General features: G+C 42.7%; 20 protein-coding genes. 5 read left to right on the top strand and 15 right to left on the bottom strand.

The genetic code is table 11. The annotated features are described in order from the left end of the window. The first annotated feature begins 104 nt into the window (after nucleotides 1-104). From BLV00_RS11835 to BLV00_RS11820, 4 genes are all read left to right on the top strand, one after another. A complete protein-coding gene (locus BLV00_RS11835) occupies nucleotides 105-1,754 on the top strand; it encodes an SLC13 family permease (RefSeq protein ID WP_093045189.1) in 1,650 nt (549 codons plus the stop codon). A 94-nt stretch (nucleotides 1,755-1,848) separates the two neighbouring features. Then, nucleotides 1,849-3,243 carry a tetratricopeptide repeat protein gene (locus BLV00_RS11830; protein WP_093045188.1) on the top strand — a complete coding sequence of 465 codons (1,395 nt, stop codon included), beginning with the start codon at nucleotides 1,849-1,851 and terminating at the stop codon, nucleotides 3,241-3,243. Between the two features lie 175 nt (nucleotides 3,244-3,418). Next, complete coding sequence (locus BLV00_RS11825; protein ID WP_093045187.1) at nucleotides 3,419-4,339, top strand: c-type cytochrome; 921 nt, start codon at nucleotides 3,419-3,421, stop codon at nucleotides 4,337-4,339. A 150-nt stretch (nucleotides 4,340-4,489) separates the two neighbouring features. Then, on the top strand, nucleotides 4,490-5,383 hold the full coding sequence (locus tag BLV00_RS11820) for a c-type cytochrome (protein ID WP_176791489.1): 894 nt from the start codon (nucleotides 4,490-4,492) through the stop codon (nucleotides 5,381-5,383). Between the two features lie 197 nt (nucleotides 5,384-5,580). Here the strand turns inward: BLV00_RS11820 and BLV00_RS11815 are convergent, their stop codons facing one another. The 15 genes from BLV00_RS11815 to BLV00_RS11750 all read right to left on the bottom strand — a co-directional run bounded on the left by BLV00_RS11815 (nucleotide 5,581) and on the right by BLV00_RS11750 (nucleotide 18,949). Continuing rightward, on the bottom strand, nucleotides 5,581-6,366 hold the full coding sequence (locus tag BLV00_RS11815) for a type II secretion system F family protein (RefSeq protein ID WP_245728955.1): 786 nt from the start codon (nucleotides 6,364-6,366) through the stop codon (nucleotides 5,581-5,583). Between the two features lie 135 nt (nucleotides 6,367-6,501). Continuing rightward, nucleotides 6,502-7,431: a type II secretion system F family protein gene (locus BLV00_RS11810; protein WP_245728954.1), complete on the bottom strand. Its 930-nt coding sequence runs from the start codon at nucleotides 7,429-7,431 to the stop codon at nucleotides 6,502-6,504. Between the two features lie 3 nt (nucleotides 7,432-7,434). Further along, nucleotides 7,435-8,877 carry a TadA family conjugal transfer-associated ATPase gene (locus BLV00_RS11805; RefSeq protein WP_218131900.1) on the bottom strand — a complete coding sequence of 481 codons (1,443 nt, stop codon included), beginning with the start codon at nucleotides 8,875-8,877 and terminating at the stop codon, nucleotides 7,435-7,437. After that, nucleotides 8,840-9,706: a CpaE/TadZ family protein gene (locus tag BLV00_RS11800; RefSeq protein WP_176791487.1), complete on the bottom strand. Its 867-nt coding sequence runs from the start codon at nucleotides 9,704-9,706 to the stop codon at nucleotides 8,840-8,842. Before BLV00_RS11800 ends, BLV00_RS11805 begins: the two co-directional genes overlap by 38 nt. Before the next feature lie 18 nt (nucleotides 9,707-9,724). Then, nucleotides 9,725-10,633 (bottom strand): Flp pilus assembly protein CpaB, encoded by a 909-nt coding sequence (cpaB, locus tag BLV00_RS11795; RefSeq protein ID WP_093045183.1) that lies wholly within the window; start codon nucleotides 10,631-10,633, stop codon nucleotides 9,725-9,727. Between the two features lie 10 nt (nucleotides 10,634-10,643). After that, nucleotides 10,644-11,561 (bottom strand): pilus assembly protein TadG-related protein, encoded by a 918-nt coding sequence (locus tag BLV00_RS11790; protein ID WP_093045182.1) that lies wholly within the window; start codon nucleotides 11,559-11,561, stop codon nucleotides 10,644-10,646. A gap of 10 nt (nucleotides 11,562-11,571) precedes the next feature. Continuing rightward, a complete protein-coding gene (locus tag BLV00_RS11785) occupies nucleotides 11,572-11,937 on the bottom strand; it encodes a TadE/TadG family type IV pilus assembly protein (protein ID WP_245728965.1) in 366 nt (121 codons plus the stop codon). A 23-nt stretch (nucleotides 11,938-11,960) separates the two neighbouring features. Further along, entirely contained in the window at nucleotides 11,961-12,470 is a 510-nt protein-coding gene (locus BLV00_RS11780; protein ID WP_093045180.1) for an A24 family peptidase, read from the bottom strand. A gap of 79 nt (nucleotides 12,471-12,549) precedes the next feature. Next, nucleotides 12,550-12,741: a Flp family type IVb pilin gene (locus BLV00_RS11775; RefSeq protein ID WP_093045179.1), complete on the bottom strand. Its 192-nt coding sequence runs from the start codon at nucleotides 12,739-12,741 to the stop codon at nucleotides 12,550-12,552. A gap of 39 nt (nucleotides 12,742-12,780) precedes the next feature. Next, the gene (locus tag BLV00_RS11770; protein WP_093045178.1) at nucleotides 12,781-13,158 is read right to left on the bottom strand and encodes a DUF192 domain-containing protein; all 378 of its coding nucleotides are present in this window, start codon (nucleotides 13,156-13,158) and stop codon (nucleotides 12,781-12,783) included. Nucleotides 13,159-13,368: 210 nt separating this feature from the next. Further along, nucleotides 13,369-15,501, bottom strand: coding sequence for a LuxR C-terminal-related transcriptional regulator (locus BLV00_RS22155; RefSeq protein WP_218131899.1), 2,133 nt, complete (start codon nucleotides 15,499-15,501; stop codon nucleotides 13,369-13,371). Continuing rightward, complete coding sequence (locus BLV00_RS11760) at nucleotides 15,498-15,755, bottom strand: hypothetical protein (protein WP_093045177.1); 258 nt, start codon at nucleotides 15,753-15,755, stop codon at nucleotides 15,498-15,500. The genes BLV00_RS22155 and BLV00_RS11760 overlap by 4 nt, the downstream gene beginning before the upstream one ends. 13 nt (nucleotides 15,756-15,768) lie before the next feature. Then, entirely contained in the window at nucleotides 15,769-17,199 is a 1,431-nt protein-coding gene (locus BLV00_RS11755; RefSeq protein ID WP_093045176.1) for an ATPase domain-containing protein, read from the bottom strand. A gap of 347 nt (nucleotides 17,200-17,546) precedes the next feature. Beyond that, nucleotides 17,547-17,684 carry a hypothetical protein gene (locus BLV00_RS21980; RefSeq protein ID WP_176791485.1) on the bottom strand — a complete coding sequence of 46 codons (138 nt, stop codon included), beginning with the start codon at nucleotides 17,682-17,684 and terminating at the stop codon, nucleotides 17,547-17,549. Then, on the bottom strand, nucleotides 17,681-18,949 hold the full coding sequence (locus tag BLV00_RS11750) for a tetratricopeptide repeat protein (RefSeq protein WP_093045175.1): 1,269 nt from the start codon (nucleotides 18,947-18,949) through the stop codon (nucleotides 17,681-17,683). The genes BLV00_RS21980 and BLV00_RS11750 overlap by 4 nt, the downstream gene beginning before the upstream one ends. A 277-nt stretch (nucleotides 18,950-19,226) precedes the next feature. Here BLV00_RS11750 and BLV00_RS11745 point away from each other — a divergent pair, with 277 nt between their 5' ends. Then, the gene (locus tag BLV00_RS11745) at nucleotides 19,227-20,435 is read left to right on the top strand and encodes a S8 family peptidase (protein ID WP_093045174.1); all 1,209 of its coding nucleotides are present in this window, start codon (nucleotides 19,227-19,229) and stop codon (nucleotides 20,433-20,435) included. The last annotated feature ends 86 nt before the right edge of the window (nucleotides 20,436-20,521 follow it).

The following is a 20,521-nucleotide window of genomic DNA, read 5'->3' as shown; positions in this document are numbered from 1 at the left end:
AACATAGGAAAATTGTCGAAATTTTATGCGTAATCGAATAATAAGTTATTGAATTATGTTATGGTGGTAAATACCAATCATACTGCTTTAAAGGAGGTACAATAATGAACTTAATTAGTGTCGCATCCACGGTTTGGAAACGAATGTGGAATATGCACCATGAAGCGAAAGACCTGCTGCGTTTTTCTGTAAGCGGAAACACAAAGTGGGACACAGAATCAGCAGAAAGCACCCGTCACAAACAGGAAGATGATCAACCACCTTCCGGTTTTGATGCCAGGCAAAAAATCGGCTTGTGGCTGGGACCGCTCTTATTTTTACTGACATTATTATTTGTAAAACCAGAATCACTTTCTCAAGAGGGAGTAGCTATCTTAGCCTCCACCCTTTGGATTGCTACCTGGTGGATCACCGAAGCCATACCTATTCCTGCAACATCCCTATTGCCGATTGTCTTATTCCCATTAACTGGAGGACTGGATATAGACGCGACGGCTTCCTCTTATGGTTCAGATACAATCTTCCTATTCATGGGTGGATTTATCATCGCATTGGCCATGCAGCGCTGGAACTTACATAAACGGATAGCGCTGTGGATCATTTCAATGATAGGAACCAGCACGGAAAAGATCATTTTAGGGTTTATGGTAGCCACCGGTGCTTTATCTATGTGGATTTCTAACACAGCTACCGCTATGATGATGGTGCCAATTGGACTTGCGATCATTTATCAGGTATCAGATTTATTGAAGGATGATGATTCGATTGATACCAGCCCTGAAAATTTCAATTTCGGAAAAGCATTGATGCTTGGGATTGCCTATTCCGCTTCCATCGGTGGACTTGGAACATTAATCGGTACTCCTCCAAATACCATCTTTGCTGGTATTGTCTCAGAATTATATGGAGTCGAAATCTCTTTTGCCCGCTGGATGCTCTTCGGTGTGCCGATCTCCGCCGTATTTTTAGTTATCGCCTGGATTTATTTAGTTAAAGTCGCTTATAAAATGAAATTGGATCAGCTTCCAGGAGGTCAAAAAGTCATTCGGGATGAACAGACTGCTCTAGGCAAAATGGTTTCTGAGGAAAAGGCAGTGATGACTGTATTCACACTGGCGGCCGTCGCCTGGATTACCCGTTCATTCCTATTAAGTGAGTTCATCCCTGGCATCAATGATGCCATCATCGCAATCGCTGCTTCCTTAATTCTCTTTGTAATTCCATCGAAGCGATACCGTGGAGAAGCATTGATGAATTGGGATACAGCTAAACAATTGCCTTGGGGCATCCTCTTGCTGTTCGGTGGCGGTCTTGCTATTGCTGCCGGGTTCAAAGAGTCTGGTTTGGCCGAATGGTTCGGGGAACAATTGACCGTACTTGCAAATGTAAACTTCTTTATAATTTTGCTTGCCGTCATTGGCCTTGTCATTTTCTTAACCGAAATCACGTCAAATACAGCTACAGGAACCATGATGTTCCCAATCATGGCCTCCCTTGCAGCGGCAATCAATGTCCACCCGTACAGTTTGATGATCGGTGCAGGCCTTGCAGCATCCTGTGCTTTTATGCTGCCTGTCGCCACCCCTCCAAACGCCGTTGTTTTCGGCTCTGGATATTTAAGAATTCCGGATATGGCAAAAGCTGGATTCTTCCTTAATATAGTAGCGATATTCATCATTGCGCTCTTCATTTATTTCTTGATGCCGCTTGTATGGGGCATCGATTTAACCAGTTTTCCAGAACAATTCAAATAAGCCTGATTAAAGAGAACCCATACAAGGGTTCTCTTTTTAACGTGTAAATCATTCTCATATTTGTTATAGTCAAGGTAAACCAAGGAGGGATACTATGGAACCCATCACCCTTTCATTAAAAACCAATAATAGCTATGTGCCGCTTAGAGCAGAGCAGTTGGCTGTCTATATTCAAAGCAAGGTGTTAAAAGCTACAGATCCAGAACGAAACATCTATTATCTCATCTATTACAAGGACCAGTTTCTTAATATTGTAAAAGATAAAGGGCTGAGCCCTGACTGTCACATTAAGAAGGCTTTTGAAAAAGGTAATCTGATCGCTTCCCCTCATCCTCTCATACTTACGTTGACTTCCCCGGAAAAGCCAATAAAAAGACAAAGTTTCCAACAGCTGTTCAAATCGCTTAAAAAATCCTATACACCCCAGGAACTTGCTCTGATTGCTACGTATTTTGATTCCGTTATTGAGAAAGAAAAACTTTTCAAATATATTCAAACGCTATATTACCAACATAGACGTGACGGAAAAATGTTCGCCGGTTACCGTATCCTCCAGATACTTTCTGAACAGATGCCCGAAAATGAGTGGGTATGGAAAGCGAAGAACGAAGTAGCTTCTAACCGCTACCACAACCTTTACGATACGCATGATGAAACCTTATTCAAAAAAGACCCCATCTACTATGAAAAAATCTTATTTTCTCAACGCAGCAAAAGCGATGTGTTTCATGAGCTTTTCTCCTTATTAGAATCACAGGGGCGATGGATTGACCAAATCGCTCTCTCCACTATTCACCTAATCTCATCCCCGACCAAAGAAGACTATACTGCTTTCAAACAACAATGTGAATTACATTTCAACGACACAGGAACACTTTCATCGTTAGAGTATCTATATACAAGCATTCCAGAATTCGAACCTTTGCAGCAAGACCTTCTTACCCTTTACCTACAAACGGATAATTTCGTAAAAGTCATGGCTCTTCTTCATAAACATTCCTTGGTGCTTTCAAGCAGCCAAGAAAAAAAGATGATGCGTCTTTTAGAAAATTTCAATCCAGGAAATGAATCAATAAATATCCACCACTTAAACAAATTTTTACTCCCATTATTCCGGACCCACCCAGAGCGGGCAAACACGATTCTTTACCAATGTATTGAAATTTTGATAGTTAACGAGGGGATAAATGGAGTAATCGAATGGTTGCATCCATTGGAAATCATACCCAAAGCAAGACCTGCCATCCAAAAAGCTAAACAAATCAAATCACTGATCAATGATTTAGACAATCAAGACCAGCTTGGAGAGTTATATTACCATTTTCGGTATTTGGATGGAGCTTTAGAGTGCTTCAGCTGGGAAATGGAATTGAAGGAAAACGATCCATCGCCTGTACAGTGGCTAGCTAAAATTTATAACGAAAAAGGAATGGCAGAAGAAGCGAAAGCCTACCAGCAGCTATATGTTAGTCTGACCGCTGATGCATAACTTCTTTGAAAAATCTTACTCCAACACGCTATTTTCATTGATATTTAAATATGTCTGAAAAAGCAAAATGTTATGAAGATTATATGTAGAAATTTCATATCCTATATATTACATCCAAAAATTTATTACAATTATGTCAACACTACCTTAGCAACTAGAGACTAGGAGGTTGAAAATGGTAAATAACAAATGGTTTTTATGGATGCTGCTATTAATTATAGCTACTATTACAGCATGTTCTAACAATGAAATTGTAACAAAAGATTCCCCCTATGAGCGGACACCAGAAGAACCAGAATATAATCCTCCTTCCACGGACGATTTAGATCCGGAGGACCCAATGACTGAATATATTAAGCTTGGGGAAAAAGCCTTTAACGAGACTAATACCGTATTATCCGATGAGGTGGGTAATGAGCTCTCCTGTGCCAGCTGCCATGCTGACGGGGGGACTGGAAAAGGATCCTCTATGGTCGGTGTAGCTACACAGTTCCCCCAATACCGCTCTCGTGAAGGAGATATGTTCACTTTATCTGACCGCATCAACGGTTGTATGATTCGGAGTATGAATGGGGAAAAGCTTGATCGTAGAAGCGATGAATTGCGTGGTATGGTCGCCTACCTTACCTACATATCGGAAGGTATTGACTATGACGCAGATATCCCTTGGCGGATGCAAAATAACATGGAAAAAGTTCCAGAACCTGATGTAGCGAGAGGCGAGGAACTCTATTCCGAGAAGAATTGCATGTCCTGCCATGCACAGGATGGATCAGGAACAGGAGCAACATCCGGACCGGCATTATGGGGTGACAATTCGTTCAATGATGGCGCTGGTATGACGCGCTTATCGAAGATGTCAGGATATTTAAAGCGGAATATGCCACCTGGCGATGGAGAAAATTTGACAGACCAGGAAGCTGCCGACCTTGCCGCTTACATCCTCTCACATGAAAGACCAGTTTGGGAAGGACACGAAAATGACTGGCCAAAAGGCGGTCGTCCTACTGATATCATCACTCAAGATCGACGCGAAAAAATCCGTAACGGCGAATTTGATTGGACAGAAATCGAAAATGTCGTACCAGCAGACTGATGATGCTGAAGAAACTCCATATACATTATTGGAGTTTCTCTCCCCCCAACGACTTTTTTGCATTATTACTAACATATTTTTTGATAAACAATAGTAATGGACATCATTCTAAACGTATACAACTATATGAGAAAGTTAGGAGGCAGTTGCATGTGGAAGAACAAATGGCTGATATTTGCTTTGCTTTTAATAATCGCAGCATTTGCAGCTTGCTCAAGTGAAGAGTCCCAGTTCGATACACCGCAAAATTATGAAAATAAATTATCGGAACTGGACCCGGATGACCCTGCAACCGAAGAAATCCTGTATGGACAAAAATTAATGTACAATACCAACACCATGCTTGCAGATGAAGTCGGAAACGAACTTTCGTGTACAAGCTGCCATGCGAATGGCGGTGTATCCAATACCAATTCCTTTATTGGAGTAGCATCTCAGTTCCCTGTTTACCGTCCCCGCTCTGACACCATCTTCACTTTAGAAGACCGTGTCAATGGCTGTATGCAGCGAAGCATGAATGGCGTGCAATTGGAGCATGATAGTCGCGAAATGCGTGCGATGGTTGCTTACATGACTTTCTTGTCAAAAGGTGCTGCACAAGGAGAAAAATTAGAAAAGATGCAAAAACCTAATCTGGACAAAGTTCCAGAACCTGATGTCGCCCGTGGAGAAGAATTATACGAAACAAAAGGATGTATCACCTGCCACGGTTCAGATGGCGCAGGAAGAAGCGCAAACGCAGGACCACCACTTTGGGGAGATGGCTCTTTTAATGATGGTGCCGGTATGGGCCGTCTCAGTAAAGCTGCTGGTTATATCAAAGCGAATATGCCAAAAGGCGACGAAAATACATTAACGGATCAGGAAGCAGCAGACTTAGCTGCCTATGTCCTGTCCCATGATCGTCCAATCTGGGGAGATCATGAAAATGACTGGCCAAAAGGTGGTCGTCCACCTGATATCATAACCCAGGAACGACGTGAAAAAATCCGCGCTGGCACATTTGACTGGTCTACAATCGAAAACGTTGTACCAAAAGATTGATACACAAAAACCCTGGCTTATATGCCAGGGTTTTCTTATTGAATAGATGGGTTGTCTAGTATTGGTTAAGGGTATCCAGTAAAAGCACCAGCTGCCTATTTAATTCTTGAGATTGTCTAATAAAACCTGGATAGTGTCTAGTTAAACTTCTCAAATGTCTAGTAACTGCACCTTATTTCCAGTATTGCCAATCTCCTCTAAAAAGCATCTAAAAACTGCAGTATAGCTGGACCTAATAGAATAATGAACAAGGTCGGAAAAATAAATAGCACCAGGGGGAACATCATCTTTATCGGTGCCTTCATGGCAGCCTCTTCCGCTTTTTGCTTCCGCTGTTCACGAATGTCTTCCGTTTGGACACGTAATACAGAAACCATTCCAATCCCAAGCTTCTCTGCCTGGACGATGTTATATATCAACGATTTTAATTCTTCTGCTGTCAATCGTTGATTGATTCCGCTCAATGCTTCTTTTCTCGTTTTCCCTAACCGTATTTCTTCTAAGCAAACCTTGAATTCATCAGATAAGATCCCATTTTTCCTTGTGACCACTTTACTTAAAGCCGCATCAAATCCAAGACCTCCCTCTAAACTGATGGTCAGTAAATCCAGAGTATCCGGTAGTTCTTTTACGGCTGATTTACTTCGCTTCTGAGCTCTTAATTTCAAGTAATGGTTAGAGATAACCAATGCTAGTCCAGCACCGAGGGAAGCAAACAACATACTTGCAGCCAGTCCAGTCCCGGTTAGAATCCCGGCTACTCCTCCAACAAGGAAAAAAACTATTACTAGTATAATCTGGAATATCTTGAATTCCACCGGCGTAAACCCAAACGGCTGCCCAGCCTGTAAAAGCCTGATTTCCAACTTGGAAGCTTTTTCTCTTCCGATTCTCTTTTGATAATTACGTTTCAGTTTTTTCCACTCCGGACCTATAACCCGTTTATAAAAAGATAGTTCTTCTTCCTCTGCAAAACCTGACACAGATCCTGCAGGCGTAGTGATAAAATCATGGATCCGCCTTTGTATTATCCATTTCTTTTCCGAGTGTAAACTAACTGACGCGTATGTGAGCAAACTGATAAATATGAAAAAACTGATATAAAATAGCATCCTCGCTTACACCTCAATAGTTGTAATTTTACGGATTAAAAAGAACCCGATGATTCCTCCGAAAACTGCCGCAACCAGCATTCCCTGGCCGATTGGATTTGTAAACAACGTACTCATATATTCAGGATTCATCATGTATATAATTATACCCAAAACGACAGGAAGCAGGCTGATAATGATACCTGACAACCTCCCCTGGGCAGTTAACGTCTTGATTTGGTTTTCAATCTTTGTTCGCTCCCTTATCGTTTCCACAATCTTATCCAGCAGGTAAGCAAGATTACCGCCTACCTGACGTTGAATCAGGATTGCCTCCACAAGGAGAGATAAATCATCACTCGGCATCCTTTTTTTCCACTCTACTAAAGCATCCTCGATACTTGTCCCGTATTGCATGGCCTTCAGGACATGCTGCACTTCTTCTTTAACTGGCGAATAAGACTCTTCTCCCACCATTTGCAACGATTGAGGAAAACTGAAGCCTGCACGAAGGGAGCCGATAATCGAAGTCAACATTCCAGGAAGTCCGGCATTGAACTCTTTAATACGCTTGACCTGTTTCCGATTCAGCCACAGTCCCGGTATTATATATCCCATCATTGCACCGACAATAAGCAAAATGATATCACTGAATATCAAATGAAAAACACCGCCTGCAATTATGACAGCAAACCATTTAAATAGGAGAAACTCCTCTGCTTTCATAGAAATCCCCGCTATACTAAGCTGCTGTTCCAGTCGACTTCTTTTCTTTGTCGCTTTCTTTTTCTTGAGCAGCAGCATCTTTAAGCTGCTATTCGCTCTTTTCAGGGATTCTTTAAACGTGACATGGTTTTTAACTGACCCGCCATTTCCGTCTGCCTGCTTCCACTTCCCAGCCGCCAATAAAGTCAGAAAGATGGTAGAGAATATCGCTATTAATAAAATGCCCTTCATATGCTATTCTCCTTTTTCAATGAAAATAGAAGCCGGCAAATGGATACCTTCATATTCCATCCGTTCATAGAATTTAGGTCGGACACCAGTAGGAATTAATTTCCCTATGATTTTTCCATCTTCATCCACGCCGAATTGTTTGAAAGTAAAAATGTCCTGCAGGACGATAATGTCCCCTTCTAGTCCTTGGACTTCTGTTATGTTGGTGATTCTCCTGGTGCCATCCTTCAGACGTGATTGCTGAATAATGACATCAAGAGCACCGGCAATCTGTTCGCGAATCGCTTTGACCGGCAATTCCATCCCTGCCATTAAAACCATCGTCTCTAAACGTGCTACCATATCACGAGGACTATTCGAGTGTCCGGTTGCAAGGGAACCGTCATGTCCAGTGTTCATTGCCTGCAGCATATCTAGAGCTTCCCCGCTCCGTACTTCCCCGATCACAATTCGATCCGGCCGCATTCGCAATGAGTTTCGGACAAGGTCACGAATCGAAATCGCTCCTTTTCCTTCGATATTAGGAGGACGAGTTTCCAGCGACACAACATGCTCTTGTCCAAGTTGAAGTTCTGCAGCATCTTCAATTGTTACGATACGATCCTTATTGGAAATGAAAGAGGACAGGACATTGAGGGTGGTCGTTTTTCCTGACCCTGTCCCGCCACTGACAAAGATATTCAGCTTCGCTTCGACGCAAGCCTTGGTGAATTCCGCCATTTCTTCGGTCAACGTTCCGAACCGGATCAAATCATGGATGGTAAAAGGATCTTTAGAGAATTTACGAATCGTAATGGTCGGCCCCCCTAACGCTAATGGCGGGATTATGGCATTGACACGGGAGCCGTCCTGAAGCCGTGCATCTACCATCGGACTGCTTTCGTCTACTCTACGCCCTAACGGTGCCACGATTTTCTCGAGCACTGCCATTACATGATCATTGTCCCTGAATGTGACATCCGTGAGCTCTAAACGACCGCTGCGCTCGGCATAGACCTTGTGAGGCCCATTCACCATGACTTCGGTCACTCCGTCGTCAAGCAGCAATGGATTAATTGGTCCGTAACCGGTCAGATCATTGGTCAGATCTTCTTTTAATTTGATAAAATCACTAATTTTCTCAAGGTCCTCATTTTCCTTCAAGACCTCTTCAATAATTGCATCCAAATCTGTAACTATGTCTTCCACATCTTCTTCATGGCGCTCTTTTAAAATATATTTGAAAATGAGGTTCTTCAATTCTTTATGCTCATCAACTGGTGCTGGAGCTTTCATTTTCTCCTTTGGTTTGCTATATTTCTTTACTTCTATAGCAGGAACAGCTGTGCTTTCGACTTTAGGGTTTGTCTGATCAGGTGCGTCCAGTTTTGTCATAGGTACCGCAGCTGATAGAGCAGCATTATCTTCCTTATGATTTTTTGATTGCAGTTTTGCTAATAAACTCATCGTCCTTCCTCCTCCACCCTGTCAATCGGTTGATGAAAGACCTTGGTATGTCTTTACGTGCACCCTGACTTCTCCACTCATCCGGGAAAATATTCCATGCTGCTGCCGTTATTTCTTTAGAAAAGGATATCTTAGGATTCTGAAGGATAATAGGGCACCCTTTATCGAGAGACAAGGGTACATGCTTGTCGTCATGAGGTAAAAAATATGTCTCCTTCACCTGTACAATTTCAGAAATCTCATGAACATCCACTGCTGAAGTACTCGTGGATTTATTTACAATCAAAGATAGCTTTTGTTTCCAACCCAGAGCTGTAAACGTCTCTACCATCAATTTCGTATTTTTTAAAACAGCCATTCCGGGAGTTGTGATTACAAGGATTCGATCTGCTCGTTCCAGCAGGGGAATATTATGGTCTGTCAGCCCGGGTTGGGTATCGACCAATAAAAGTTCTGACCGATCAGCCATCACGTCCAGAATATCAGTTAAATTGTCCGGGGTGACCAGATCAGCAAATTCCGGCCTTGACGGAGCTGATAGCAATTCAATCCCTGTTTGATGATGAAGACAATAGGCTTTGCTATTCAAAATATCTTTATTTTCTATAACCTCCTGCATCGTCATTTCAAGCTTGAGATCTAATGCTAAAGCGGCATCTCCAAATTGCAAGTCACCATCCAGAATGCTCACTTTCTTGTTTTGCTTTGCTGACAGGGATGCGAGATTAACAGTGATAGTCGTTCTTCCCACACCACCGACCGCACTGCAAACAACAATCACTTCCTTATGTGTATCACTTTTTTGATGTTGGCGTTGCTTATTGATCACTGTCAATCCTCCTTATTGTTATTCTGCTTCATATTTGACGATTCTGCTGCTGATCCAGCCTTCCTGTTGATCCGGTGTTTCGACGTTCAACCAAATTCGTCCTTGCTCATCTGTTGAATCTTGTTCTAAATCTCTTAAGATTGTTCCTTGATCTACTACAGTGATCACTGCCTCATCCAATCCAGGACCTGAGCGGATTGCGGATCTTTGCGGAAGAGGATTCAGATTGGAAGATACCTTGTTTGGTTTTATTTCATCAATATCCTTTTCTTCTGAGACTCTTTTACTGTACAGAGACAGCTGGAGTCGTCCTCTTTCACTGGCGTTAATCACTTTGACAGTGTCTTCCTGGGATAATTCCAGTGTGACAGCGTGATACTCTTCCTCCGGTGCATCCTGTTTCTTTTCAACCATCCGTCGTCCTACCGCTAACACCCTTACCTTTTCCTGGATAAGCTCGGTTTTAGTTGCTTCCTCTTTGCCGACACTGAGAACTACATCGACATAATCTTCCGGTTCAACCATATTAGAAACGGACTTCACATAATCGATATTGATGGAAAAAGCACGATGCCCTTCCGTTATCTTGAGGGCAATCACCTCGTCTTCTTCCTCGCCACTCTGCACCCGGTGGGACATGAGTTGTTCTCCTGCTTTTATCTCGGTGGCAGCCAGTTTGCCGACTACCTTTGCCTTATCTTCGACAGATTGAGGGTGCACTTCGTTTTCATCTACTTCGATTACTGTAAGTTGATCTTCCGTTATTTCCTGATTTTGCTGGATATCTTCGCTGGCAGCGATAATACTTACAGTCGCCGCTTCTTCTGCTCCTGAACTGGACCTTGCCTGTTCCATAAATAAGTAGAAAATCACTGTAGTGATAATCCCGGATAACAGTGCCAGCATCAATATTTTTTTAGGTTTCATCTTTGTTCACCTACTCTGTTAGTCGTATCGCATAGGCACCACGATCCGGTGTACCCGCTGCTCCTGCCGTACCGTCTCCCGCTCTGCGAATAAAGATTCCTTTGATGGAATCATCATTAGCGCCCATTCTCTCGGTCACATAAAAATAAGCAAAACCTGTAATTTGAACACTTTTCATTTGATTCGTCGCTTGTTCATAGAGCTTATAAACTATGACCTTCATTATCCTCGGACAGTCACGTTTTTGAATGTCTCCCTCTGGATTTGGGCATTCACCAATCCGGTAATCAATTCCTTTTCGTGTAGCACCCGCGATATTACCAGTTTGTGTATTGATAACATCACCGACCTTCAACGTTTCCTCGAATCCATAAGTCAAGCTTTCTTCATAGGATTTAGCCCCAGGACCTTCTAAAGCGAGCACACCAAAGTTACCTGCCTCAGAGTCTCCGGCGTCTACTTTCAATTGATATATGTCACCGTATTGAAGATCGACCGATTCATCGATTCCCAACGGAACCGCTCCTTTTGTTTCTCCCATTGGATTAAGTCCGGCTTTTGCTTCTACGGCTATAGGTAAATATTCGACCCCGAATAATGAAGAAAAAAATAAGGGCACATCTCGTTTTAGTTTGACATGCACCTGATCGATGGGGTCAAAAGGTTCGACCAAACTTCCACTTTCACCATGGGCTTCCAGTAATTCATCAACCACCTTACGGACTGCAGTTTTATCATTTAAGAGTTCCTGTGCTCCGGATAACGCGGCAGCATTCGCTGTCTTTTGCAGATGGCTTTTCGTCATGAACAAATGGCCGCCGTCGATGACAAGACCTAACAAAGTAATCATTCCGCCCAACGCTAAGGCGACAAGGACAATGACGTTACCTTTTTCCTTTCTGAATATACGCTTAAAAAAATGCTTCATCCATTTCCCCTCACTCGATTCTGATGGTAGAGCTGGTTTTTACGGTATAAGGAATGGAAGCTCCGCCTAAGGGCTGTAATATTTCCTCCGGGTAGCTCATCGTTACCGTCACATAGTTTCCGGACTTCCACTCTCCGGTTGATGTGCCATCACGGGAAGAGACAGTAACCAACACCTCCAGCCCCTCAGGATTGGCCGCCTGAAAATGATTGTGTGCATATTCTTTAACAGCAGTTTCACCCTGCCCAAGCCCGCCCAGTCGAACCGCCTCCTGGGCAACCAGCTCCATTTGCAGGTGGGTGTACAGCACCCTTCCAAAATCGAATATTCCCACAACCAGAAGCAAGAGAACCGGAAGGACAAGTGCAAACTCCACCAAGGACTGCCCTTCCTCTTTTCTTACCATGGGAGCATGTTCCCTTCCATTGCCAATTTGAGTCCCGCACCAAGCGCAATGGCTACCCCATATGGATATGTCGCCGTCAGAGACCCTCTCGAAATTCCACCTGGCAGCTTTACGCCCCCTCTTAAGCTCGCCATATAGTAACCAATCGATTTAAGCATGCCCCGGCGGAAAATGAGGATCATTCCCGCCATCAAAGCACCAATTAGGGCAATATAGAGAAATGATTGAAAAACGAAGGCTCCTCCTTTGATCGCTCCGATCAGCGCAAGTAACTTCACATCCCCCGCTCCCATGCCGCCAAGCATGTATGGGATAAGCAGGATGCTGAAGCCGATCAAAAAACCAAGGAAAGAATGGCTGAGCCCTGTCCACCCGCCAGCAGCGAAATGGAAGATAAAAGTGATCAGTAAGGCAGGGTAAATCACCTTGTTATAGATTTTTCTGTTTTTAATATCCGTGATGACACAGATTGATAGAATGATAAGCAGGAAAATATCCAGCATAACGGCCATCCTTTCATTGGTTTTTTAACTTCATGAAAGGACCCCACCTAAAAGCAGGGCCCTAATAAATTATTTAATATTAAATGGTTCCTCCATCAGCGGTACCACCAGGTATCTTACCTTTTAAATCATTAAATAAATCACTAATGTTTGTACCAAGTAATGTTAAAGCAGCAATTACTGCAACAGCGATAAGCCCCAAAATCAAACCATATTCCGTCATCCCTTGACCTTCTTCTTCGACAAACAAACCTTTGAACATTTCTAACATGTGAATCTCTCCTTTTTTATATAAAAATATAATGACTACCTACTGAACGACTCGTTTGCTCAATTTCCCTTCCATATCGACTATCGTGAGCGTCTGTCCGACGGTCATGCCTGTCTGGGCGACTTTTCCGGCATGCAGCTCGATGACCGAATGTGCATGAGAAAACTTTTTTCCGATTTTGCCGGGCTGCAGATTTTCTTCCATGCCGACGATATTATTCTTTTGGTCCAAGTAGAGGACATCAATCGGAAACTTCATAAAGAAAGTATGGATCGATGTACAAGGTATAAGATGCAGAGCGAAATCCTCTGAAATGCTTTTGATTCCCATCAGCCCTTTAAGCCTTGGCCAAAATGAATCAGCTATTTTGACGTTTTCCGCGATGACCTGGTTGGAAGCCAGATTGATTACTGCCATGCCTATTCACCTCCCAGCTTATGTCAGTTCGTTGAGCTTGGAGCAACAACTTACGAGCTTAATTATGCGATTATTCGACACAAAAACATATCCCCCGACATTCCTGTTCTCGTTTATCTTGTTGTAATAAGAATCCATTCCTATTCCTACCCCCTTCACCATTTCCTATAGGAACAGCAGCACAAAAAAACCTCCCCGTGGGAGGGAGGTTCATGAATTGTTATTCTGATATTTTAATTGATAGACTTTCGAAATGGCGTGGGCCCTGTCCGGAACTTCCAGCTTTTGAAAAATCTTGGTGACATGATTCTTCACGGTGTGGCCGCTGATGTATAACTTTTCAGCAATTTCCCGGTTATTCAAGCCTTTGATGACTAACTCCAGTACTTCTTGTTCTCGTGGCGAAAGGTTCATCTGCTCTTTCACAGCATGGTCAGCGACTACTAAATCCGGTCCGGGTCCTGCCTCATCATTTAAAGTAAATTCTTGTTCAGAGGTCTGACTTTCTTTCAGGAAGTCCCGGAACTCTTTTATGATACTTTCTTCTACCCCGGAAAAATAGGATTCCCAGCCGTTGCGGTCATCGGTGAAGGCAGCAACTAAAGCGAATATCTGACTCCCAATACTTGCCTCATCCCACACTATCCTTTTGTTACCTTCCAGTAATGCCTTTCCCTCTGCTACGAGATTGGGCACCTTGCTGTCCGCCAGCATTTCCTTTAAAAATTCCGCGGAATAGTAGGACAGCTGACAGGAGGTAACAATGTCGTTCACCAATGGCGCAGGGAGACCCATATGACGAGCAAAATCGCCCGCAAGCGCTCCTGATGACTCCACTTTACCGAAAGCTTCTTCATCGAATTGACTGATTGCCTGAAACAAGGCATCTGCCTGACTGGAAATGTTCTCTGCTTCCTGTTCCTGTTTTGCCAACTGTAACGAGACAGCACCAATAATGGCCAACGTGTGTAAAAAGGTCTGATGCTCTTTTAACTGTTGATCTGAGGAATCCCCCACTCCGACACATAAAACACCGAGTAGTTCCTGTCTATGCATCAGCGGACATTCCATTACGGTCGTCCCCCAGCTGGTATTATATAGTTGTGCTTCCGTCACATTCCTCATAGTTGTTGTACCATAGTGGCGCTGGACGACTTCCCTGACATACTCTTTTATTTTGGATGGGACATCTCCCCGGGAAACCAGCTGAACTTTATCACCAGCATTATTCCTTAATATGACCGTTGAAAAAGGCCCTTCAGCCAGGTTCATACTGATATCCACGAGAATGTATAGAATCCGTTTCAAGTCCGGTGTTGCAGCCATCAACTTGCATATTTCCACTAAAGAAGACAGCCGGTTCAGCTGGTGGTTATTCTCCTTTTGCAAATCATGCGTATATAGACTTGCTTCCAGCATAGCTGACAGAAACTCTCCTGTCTCCATTGCTCTAGACGATACCTGGCCATTTGAAAGACTTCCACCAAACAATACAGCCAGGGAACCATCATACCGGTGGATAGGAAAGCAGGTAATCGTTTTTGGGTAAAAGTGATGGCGATGAAAGAAATAGGAACGAGGATTGTTCGCAATATCTTCCCAGTAATCCGCTTCTTTTGTTATGGCTGCTCTGCCGAGAAATCCTTCCCCGAGGGCAAATCTCACGCCTTGTAAATGCCTGGAATCTTCCCCTAGAGCTCTCGTGATTTTATATTGTTCCTCACCTTCTACTTCAGCCAGGCCAAGATAGTCAAATTCTTTTTTATGGGTAAGAAAATAATCAAGCAGCCCATCTATACTAAATTCCTCTGAAAAAATAGATTTTCTGAGCAGCTGTGCCTGCCCCTCCCCTTCTGAATACGTTGTATAGTCCTGAAGACACATATGAATAAGCTGGGATAGCTTATCGCTCCTATGTATCCACCAGCTTTTATTTTCCGGCTTGATGACTGGATTCTTCGTCAGCATGTCTTCCCAACTTGGCTCTGAACCGTATTGCTGGTGCAACTGCTGTTGGGTCAGGCGCTGTGTACCTTCCTCAATCATAGCACCAGCCCATACTAAATAAGGTTTCCCTTGATCATTATTTACCGGTATAACTAAAAAATAGATTCCGGGGAGGATATCATAAAATGTCGGCCTGGTAATATTCCACTCCCAGACCGCCGCTTCCTGAATCTGACACCACAAATCACCATGCTCCAGCAAATAGCTGCACAAATCATTATCACCAGCAATCGAAGATATCCGTTCCCCATTCGCATCCGTAATCATGATGGTAAGCCCCAATCTCTCTGCATACACCTGTTGCAGCTCTTCTAACAGCTCTGTATTTTCTCTCATGGGCTCTCCAACTTATCCGGAATATCCATATCTGTTATGATGACTGGCTCTTTATAGCGGTATAAGGAAGCGGTTCCTTCACCTATTTGCTGGAGTATTCCTTGCTTGACTAATATATTTAAAACCGGCTTCAGATCCTCTTCCTGTCTGCCTAATCGTCTCTCTAATCCAGATATAGATTCTATCATATATGGATTAGCCTGGAATAACATTGTACACTCCATTTGAAGCGGCAATGATTCTTTTTTTTCCATCGTTTTCCCCCCTCTATATCAAGCGGATAAACGGGTGCTCTTTCGTACTCTCAAGTAGATAAGGTTCTGATAGTTGCCCATTAGATGCCTTGGTAACCTGTAGATATTGATTAGACCCATCAACCCATGTTTTAAATACACCATTTGTAGTACGTTCAAGAAATGACGCTACCTGCTCTCCTACTTCTTTGAAATTACATAATACCAATACCGTCATTCCAAGCGATCTAGCAAAAGCAGCTTCTTTTGCAAACGAGCGTAGTACATAGTCGGTGCCCCGCTCACTGATGATAGTGTTCAAATCATAATAGACGAACCATTTTGTTTCGCAAGAGATTTCTGATTGAATCAGCGGGTAACACTTATTTCTTAAAAATTGATCATAGCCTTCATTGTCAAGCCCGTTGACATAATATACTGCTTTTTCCCAGCCGGATGGAACCTGACGATTATAATGTTCAATAAAATGAACGCGTTTTTCGTTGATCACTTTACCCAGTTCAATATTGTGGCGACTCATCAATGTATCTAATTCTTCTACCGTCTGCGTACTGGACAGAACAGTCAACAAATGATCCTGTGAACTCAGCCGTTCTGAGAGGATAGATCCGATCAGAGGCATATAGTTAGCCCTGCTGTTTGTATCAAGCATATAAACAGCCCCACGATCCATCCCTCCATCTAACAGGTGATCCAATTCTTTTATACCAGTAGAAATTTTATCTTTTGCCTCCCGGTGGTGTTCGGCAATCGTTTGAGCAGCATTCAAAGGATAAATTCCCTTGTCCGTAATACGGTAGGTATGCTCACCTTCGATGATACGGGTCCCGCGCATTTTGACCACTTCCAGGATTCGTTTGCGAAAAACATCCAAATGTGGTCGGACACTTAACCGGATTACTCCATCGACAATAAAGTGAGAAAATGGAACATGGCTGACATTCAAGTCAGACTGTTCTTGTAATAATAACGATGTCAGCTTGAATTTACGCAGAATATTGCGTAGCTGGTATAATACCCTGCGTTCTTCGAAATCGTTGGCTGCAGTGAAATAACGGAAAAGGCTGATACTATCAATAACAATCCGTTTACAATCAATTTCATGGATCATTTGCTCGATCAGACCATCCGGTTTCATCATTTGCTCTAAAAGGACATCAGGGGATAACCCCACTACCCTCAGTTTGTTTTCTTTTTCAAGTTGCCGTAAATCCCATCTAAATGATGATTTCATATCACTGTATATTTGCTCAGGAAACTCCTCAAACGTAATCAAAATCCCCGCCTCATCTGCCTGAACAGCACCTTCATACAAAAACTGCACGCCAAGTGTGGTTTTTCCAGTGCCTGGCGCTCCTTCTATAATGATTGCAGAACCATCCGGTATGCCACCGTATAAAATCGCGTCCAGACCCTGGATACCAGTTGATATTTGCTTATGCATCCGCTCACCTACTCCGTCTGTCTCTGTATTTCTGCCCTGTGATCAAATGGAAAGGTGTCCATCTCATATTAACCAAATTATACGGAGTGACATATCCCCTACCATTCTTATTTCTTATAAACTAGGAGCAGATTATAATGCTTATGTAAAATAGCTCGTTCGCCTTTTTTTATTTCTTCTCGATACTATTTAAATACCCTTCACATTCCCTATCAATCGGTGCTTTAGCTTCAAAAAAACCAATACTTTCGACTCATTAATCGTCATGGTTCGTGGTAAAAGTTACAAAATAATACAAAAGAGCTCCTACCTGTACCAGGTATGGAGCTCTATTAAAAAACTAAGTATTAATACTCTGGATGATCTTCATCAGAAAAGTTCGGGTTTACAGAAGCATGCTCAGTATCCTCTACCCCAGGCAAACCATGAACATCTGCTGTACTAACAAACAATAATAAGAGTACTTTCAGTAATCCTGTTTTCAACTGATTTCACCTCCTTGATTTAATATCAACTTATAATAATGATTCGCTTTCTTATAGTAAAAATTATCTTCATAATATAGTGCTGCTTTCTGGGCATACAACTTCACACTTTTTTGGTTATTGATCTTTAGAAAATACGGAAGAGCTGTGTCTTTGATATATTCGTAATAAACAGTATCTTCACCTAGTAACTCCAGCCTTTTCAGTTGGAATTGAATGATAATATCACTTCCATCCAAGCATCCCTTTTCAATCACCTGGTCAATCCACTCCAAAGCCGCTTCCACTTCTCCGAGCTTTTGATGTACATGAATGATACGCAGTACTGTGCTGCAGTAGCTGTCACTGTATACTTCTTTCAAATCCAGGGCCTTATGGTAGTAACTCAGTGCTGTGGTGAAATCCTCTTTTTCTGCGTATAAGAAACCCAGGTTATGATAGGTCTTCCCTGGAAGTTTAGGATCATTGATAGACTGGCTGATTCTCAGTATATCCCTGAAGACCTGCTCTGCATTGTCATACCTTTTTATCCGCAAAAAATTGATTCCCAAAATCACTTGGCAATCAAGGCCCCGATGGATATTCATATTTTGGTCAAAAAACCGTTTCGCTGATTGACTATAATAAATGGCCAGCGAAGAATTATTGATATGGCTATACGTAAGTGCCAGATGGTAGAGAAGTTCAGGGTCATTAACGGAATGATCATTGGCGATTTTTTCTGCATCATGAAGCTTACAAAGTCCCTCTGTGTATGCTTTATTCAGACAATCGATCAAACCAGAGAAGTAAAGGTAATAAAACTTTTGATAGGAGTCAAGCTTATCTAAAGTTCCCGCAAGCTCTTGCTTTATCTTTTCAGCGCTTTTCCCATCTTTTTGATAGATAAAGTAACGGATCGATATCAGCTTGAACCAAATGTTCAGGTCCGGGTAACGATTCAGCTGAAGCTGTTCCAGCTTGATATAGATATTTTCGATATCCTGCATGTTTTTACTTGTGATCGAACTGTACCACTGCTCCAGATCAGCTATTGTTTCTGAAACCAGTGATGTTTGGGAGGTATAATCTATCGCTAATTTTTTAAGGAGAAGAGAAATAGTTTCTGGATTTGGTTCATTGATCCGCTGATTTTCCAATTTACTTAAATACGGCACTGAACATATCCCGCGTGAAAGCTGATCCTGCGTCATCCGTTTTCTTATCCGCTCCAGATAAATAAGCTTGCCATAATCGATTTTTCGATATTTATCCGTTAATTGCACGCTATCCCTCCGATTCTCCTTTTTAATGAGAAACTTGTCTATTTTACTATTATTTCAATTTTACCGTAACCATTGCCAGAAAGAATCAGAAGGTAGACTTATGTTTTTAGGTAAAAATACCTACTAATTTGTTTTATACTTCTAAATTTTGCGAAAATATAGCTGTGAAACAGGAATTAAAACCTTCAAATCCTGATTTTTTCTCAACAAAATTTGGCAGGATTCTATCATCCTCCTCATGAATCTGTATAGTAACCCAAACAAAGGAGGAAATAGAATGAGATTAAAGAAGGTTGCTAGTTTGTCTTTGTCATTAGCACTGTCACTTGCCGTTTTTCCTGCTGTAGGTGAAGCAGCTCCCCAGGCGGATTTGTCAGAATCAAAAGCCTCACCGATGAAACAGGCAGAAAAGGGGACGAGCGATTATGTCAAAGGAGAGGTTATCGTCAAGTTCAAAGCCGATGTGAAGAAATCGGAAAAAAGTAAGGTCCTCCATAATATGAATGCACAAGTGAAGCCGGATGTAGATGCCGTTGAATCCGAATTTGATATATTAGAAGTTGGAAATGTAGAAGCTGTCGCAAAAGCTTTAAGCAGTAATCCGAATGTAGAATACGCGGAGCCTAACTACAAGTTCAATGTAAGCTGGACTCCAAATGACTATTACTATAGTGGTTACCAGTATGGTCCACAAAATACTTATACCGAACAAGCATGGGACATAACTCGAGGAAGCAGCAGCCAGGAAATTGCCGTAGTTGATTCTGGTGTGGATTACACTCACCCTGATTTAGATGGAAAAACCATCCGGGGATATGACTTTGTTGATAATGATTATTACCCAATGGATGAGAACGACCATGGTACACACGTAGCAGGAACAGCCGCTGCAGAGACCAATAATTCAACTGGTGTCGCTGGTATGGCGCCATATACCAAAATACTTGCCGTTCGTGCCCTGGATGCTAATGGAAGCGGGTCTTTGGCCAATATCGCCGATGCAATCCGCTACTCCGCTGATCAGGGGGCGGAGGTAATCAACCTTTCGCTTGGCTGTAACTGCGATACTGCTACATTAGAAAATGCGGTGAATTATGCCTGGAATAAAGGATCAGTCATTATCGCAGCTGCTGGTAACGATGGAGTGTCCACTACATTCGAGCCGGCTTCCTATGCTAATGTCATCGCCGTAGGAGCTGTTGATGAATATGACCGCAGAGCTTCTTTTTCTAACTATGGTACATGGGTAGACGTCACAGCTCCTGGGGTAGACATCGCTTCCACCGTTCCTGGCGGCTATGCGTATATGTCCGGTACTTCGATGGCTTCCCCGCACGTAGCTGGTCTGGCAGGACTGCTCGCTGCGCAAGGGAAGAGCAACTGGCAAATCCGTCAGGACATCGAACAATCCGCCGATGCTATCAGTGGAACTGGCTATTACTTCGAACATGGCCGCATCGATTCTTATGGAGCAGTAAGGAGATAACCCAACAAGAACAAGCCTCCTTCTCGGGAAGGGGGCTTGTTTTATTAAAATTTCCTATTAATAAAAAGGGAATAAAAACCTCTGTA

This window comes from Thalassobacillus cyri, from assembly GCF_900107755.1.
Taxonomy (GTDB): domain Bacteria; phylum Bacillota; class Bacilli; order Bacillales; family Halobacillaceae; genus Thalassobacillus; species Thalassobacillus cyri.
Note: the sequence above shows the minus strand (reverse complement) of the source record. Positions and strands in the feature narration are given on the sequence as shown.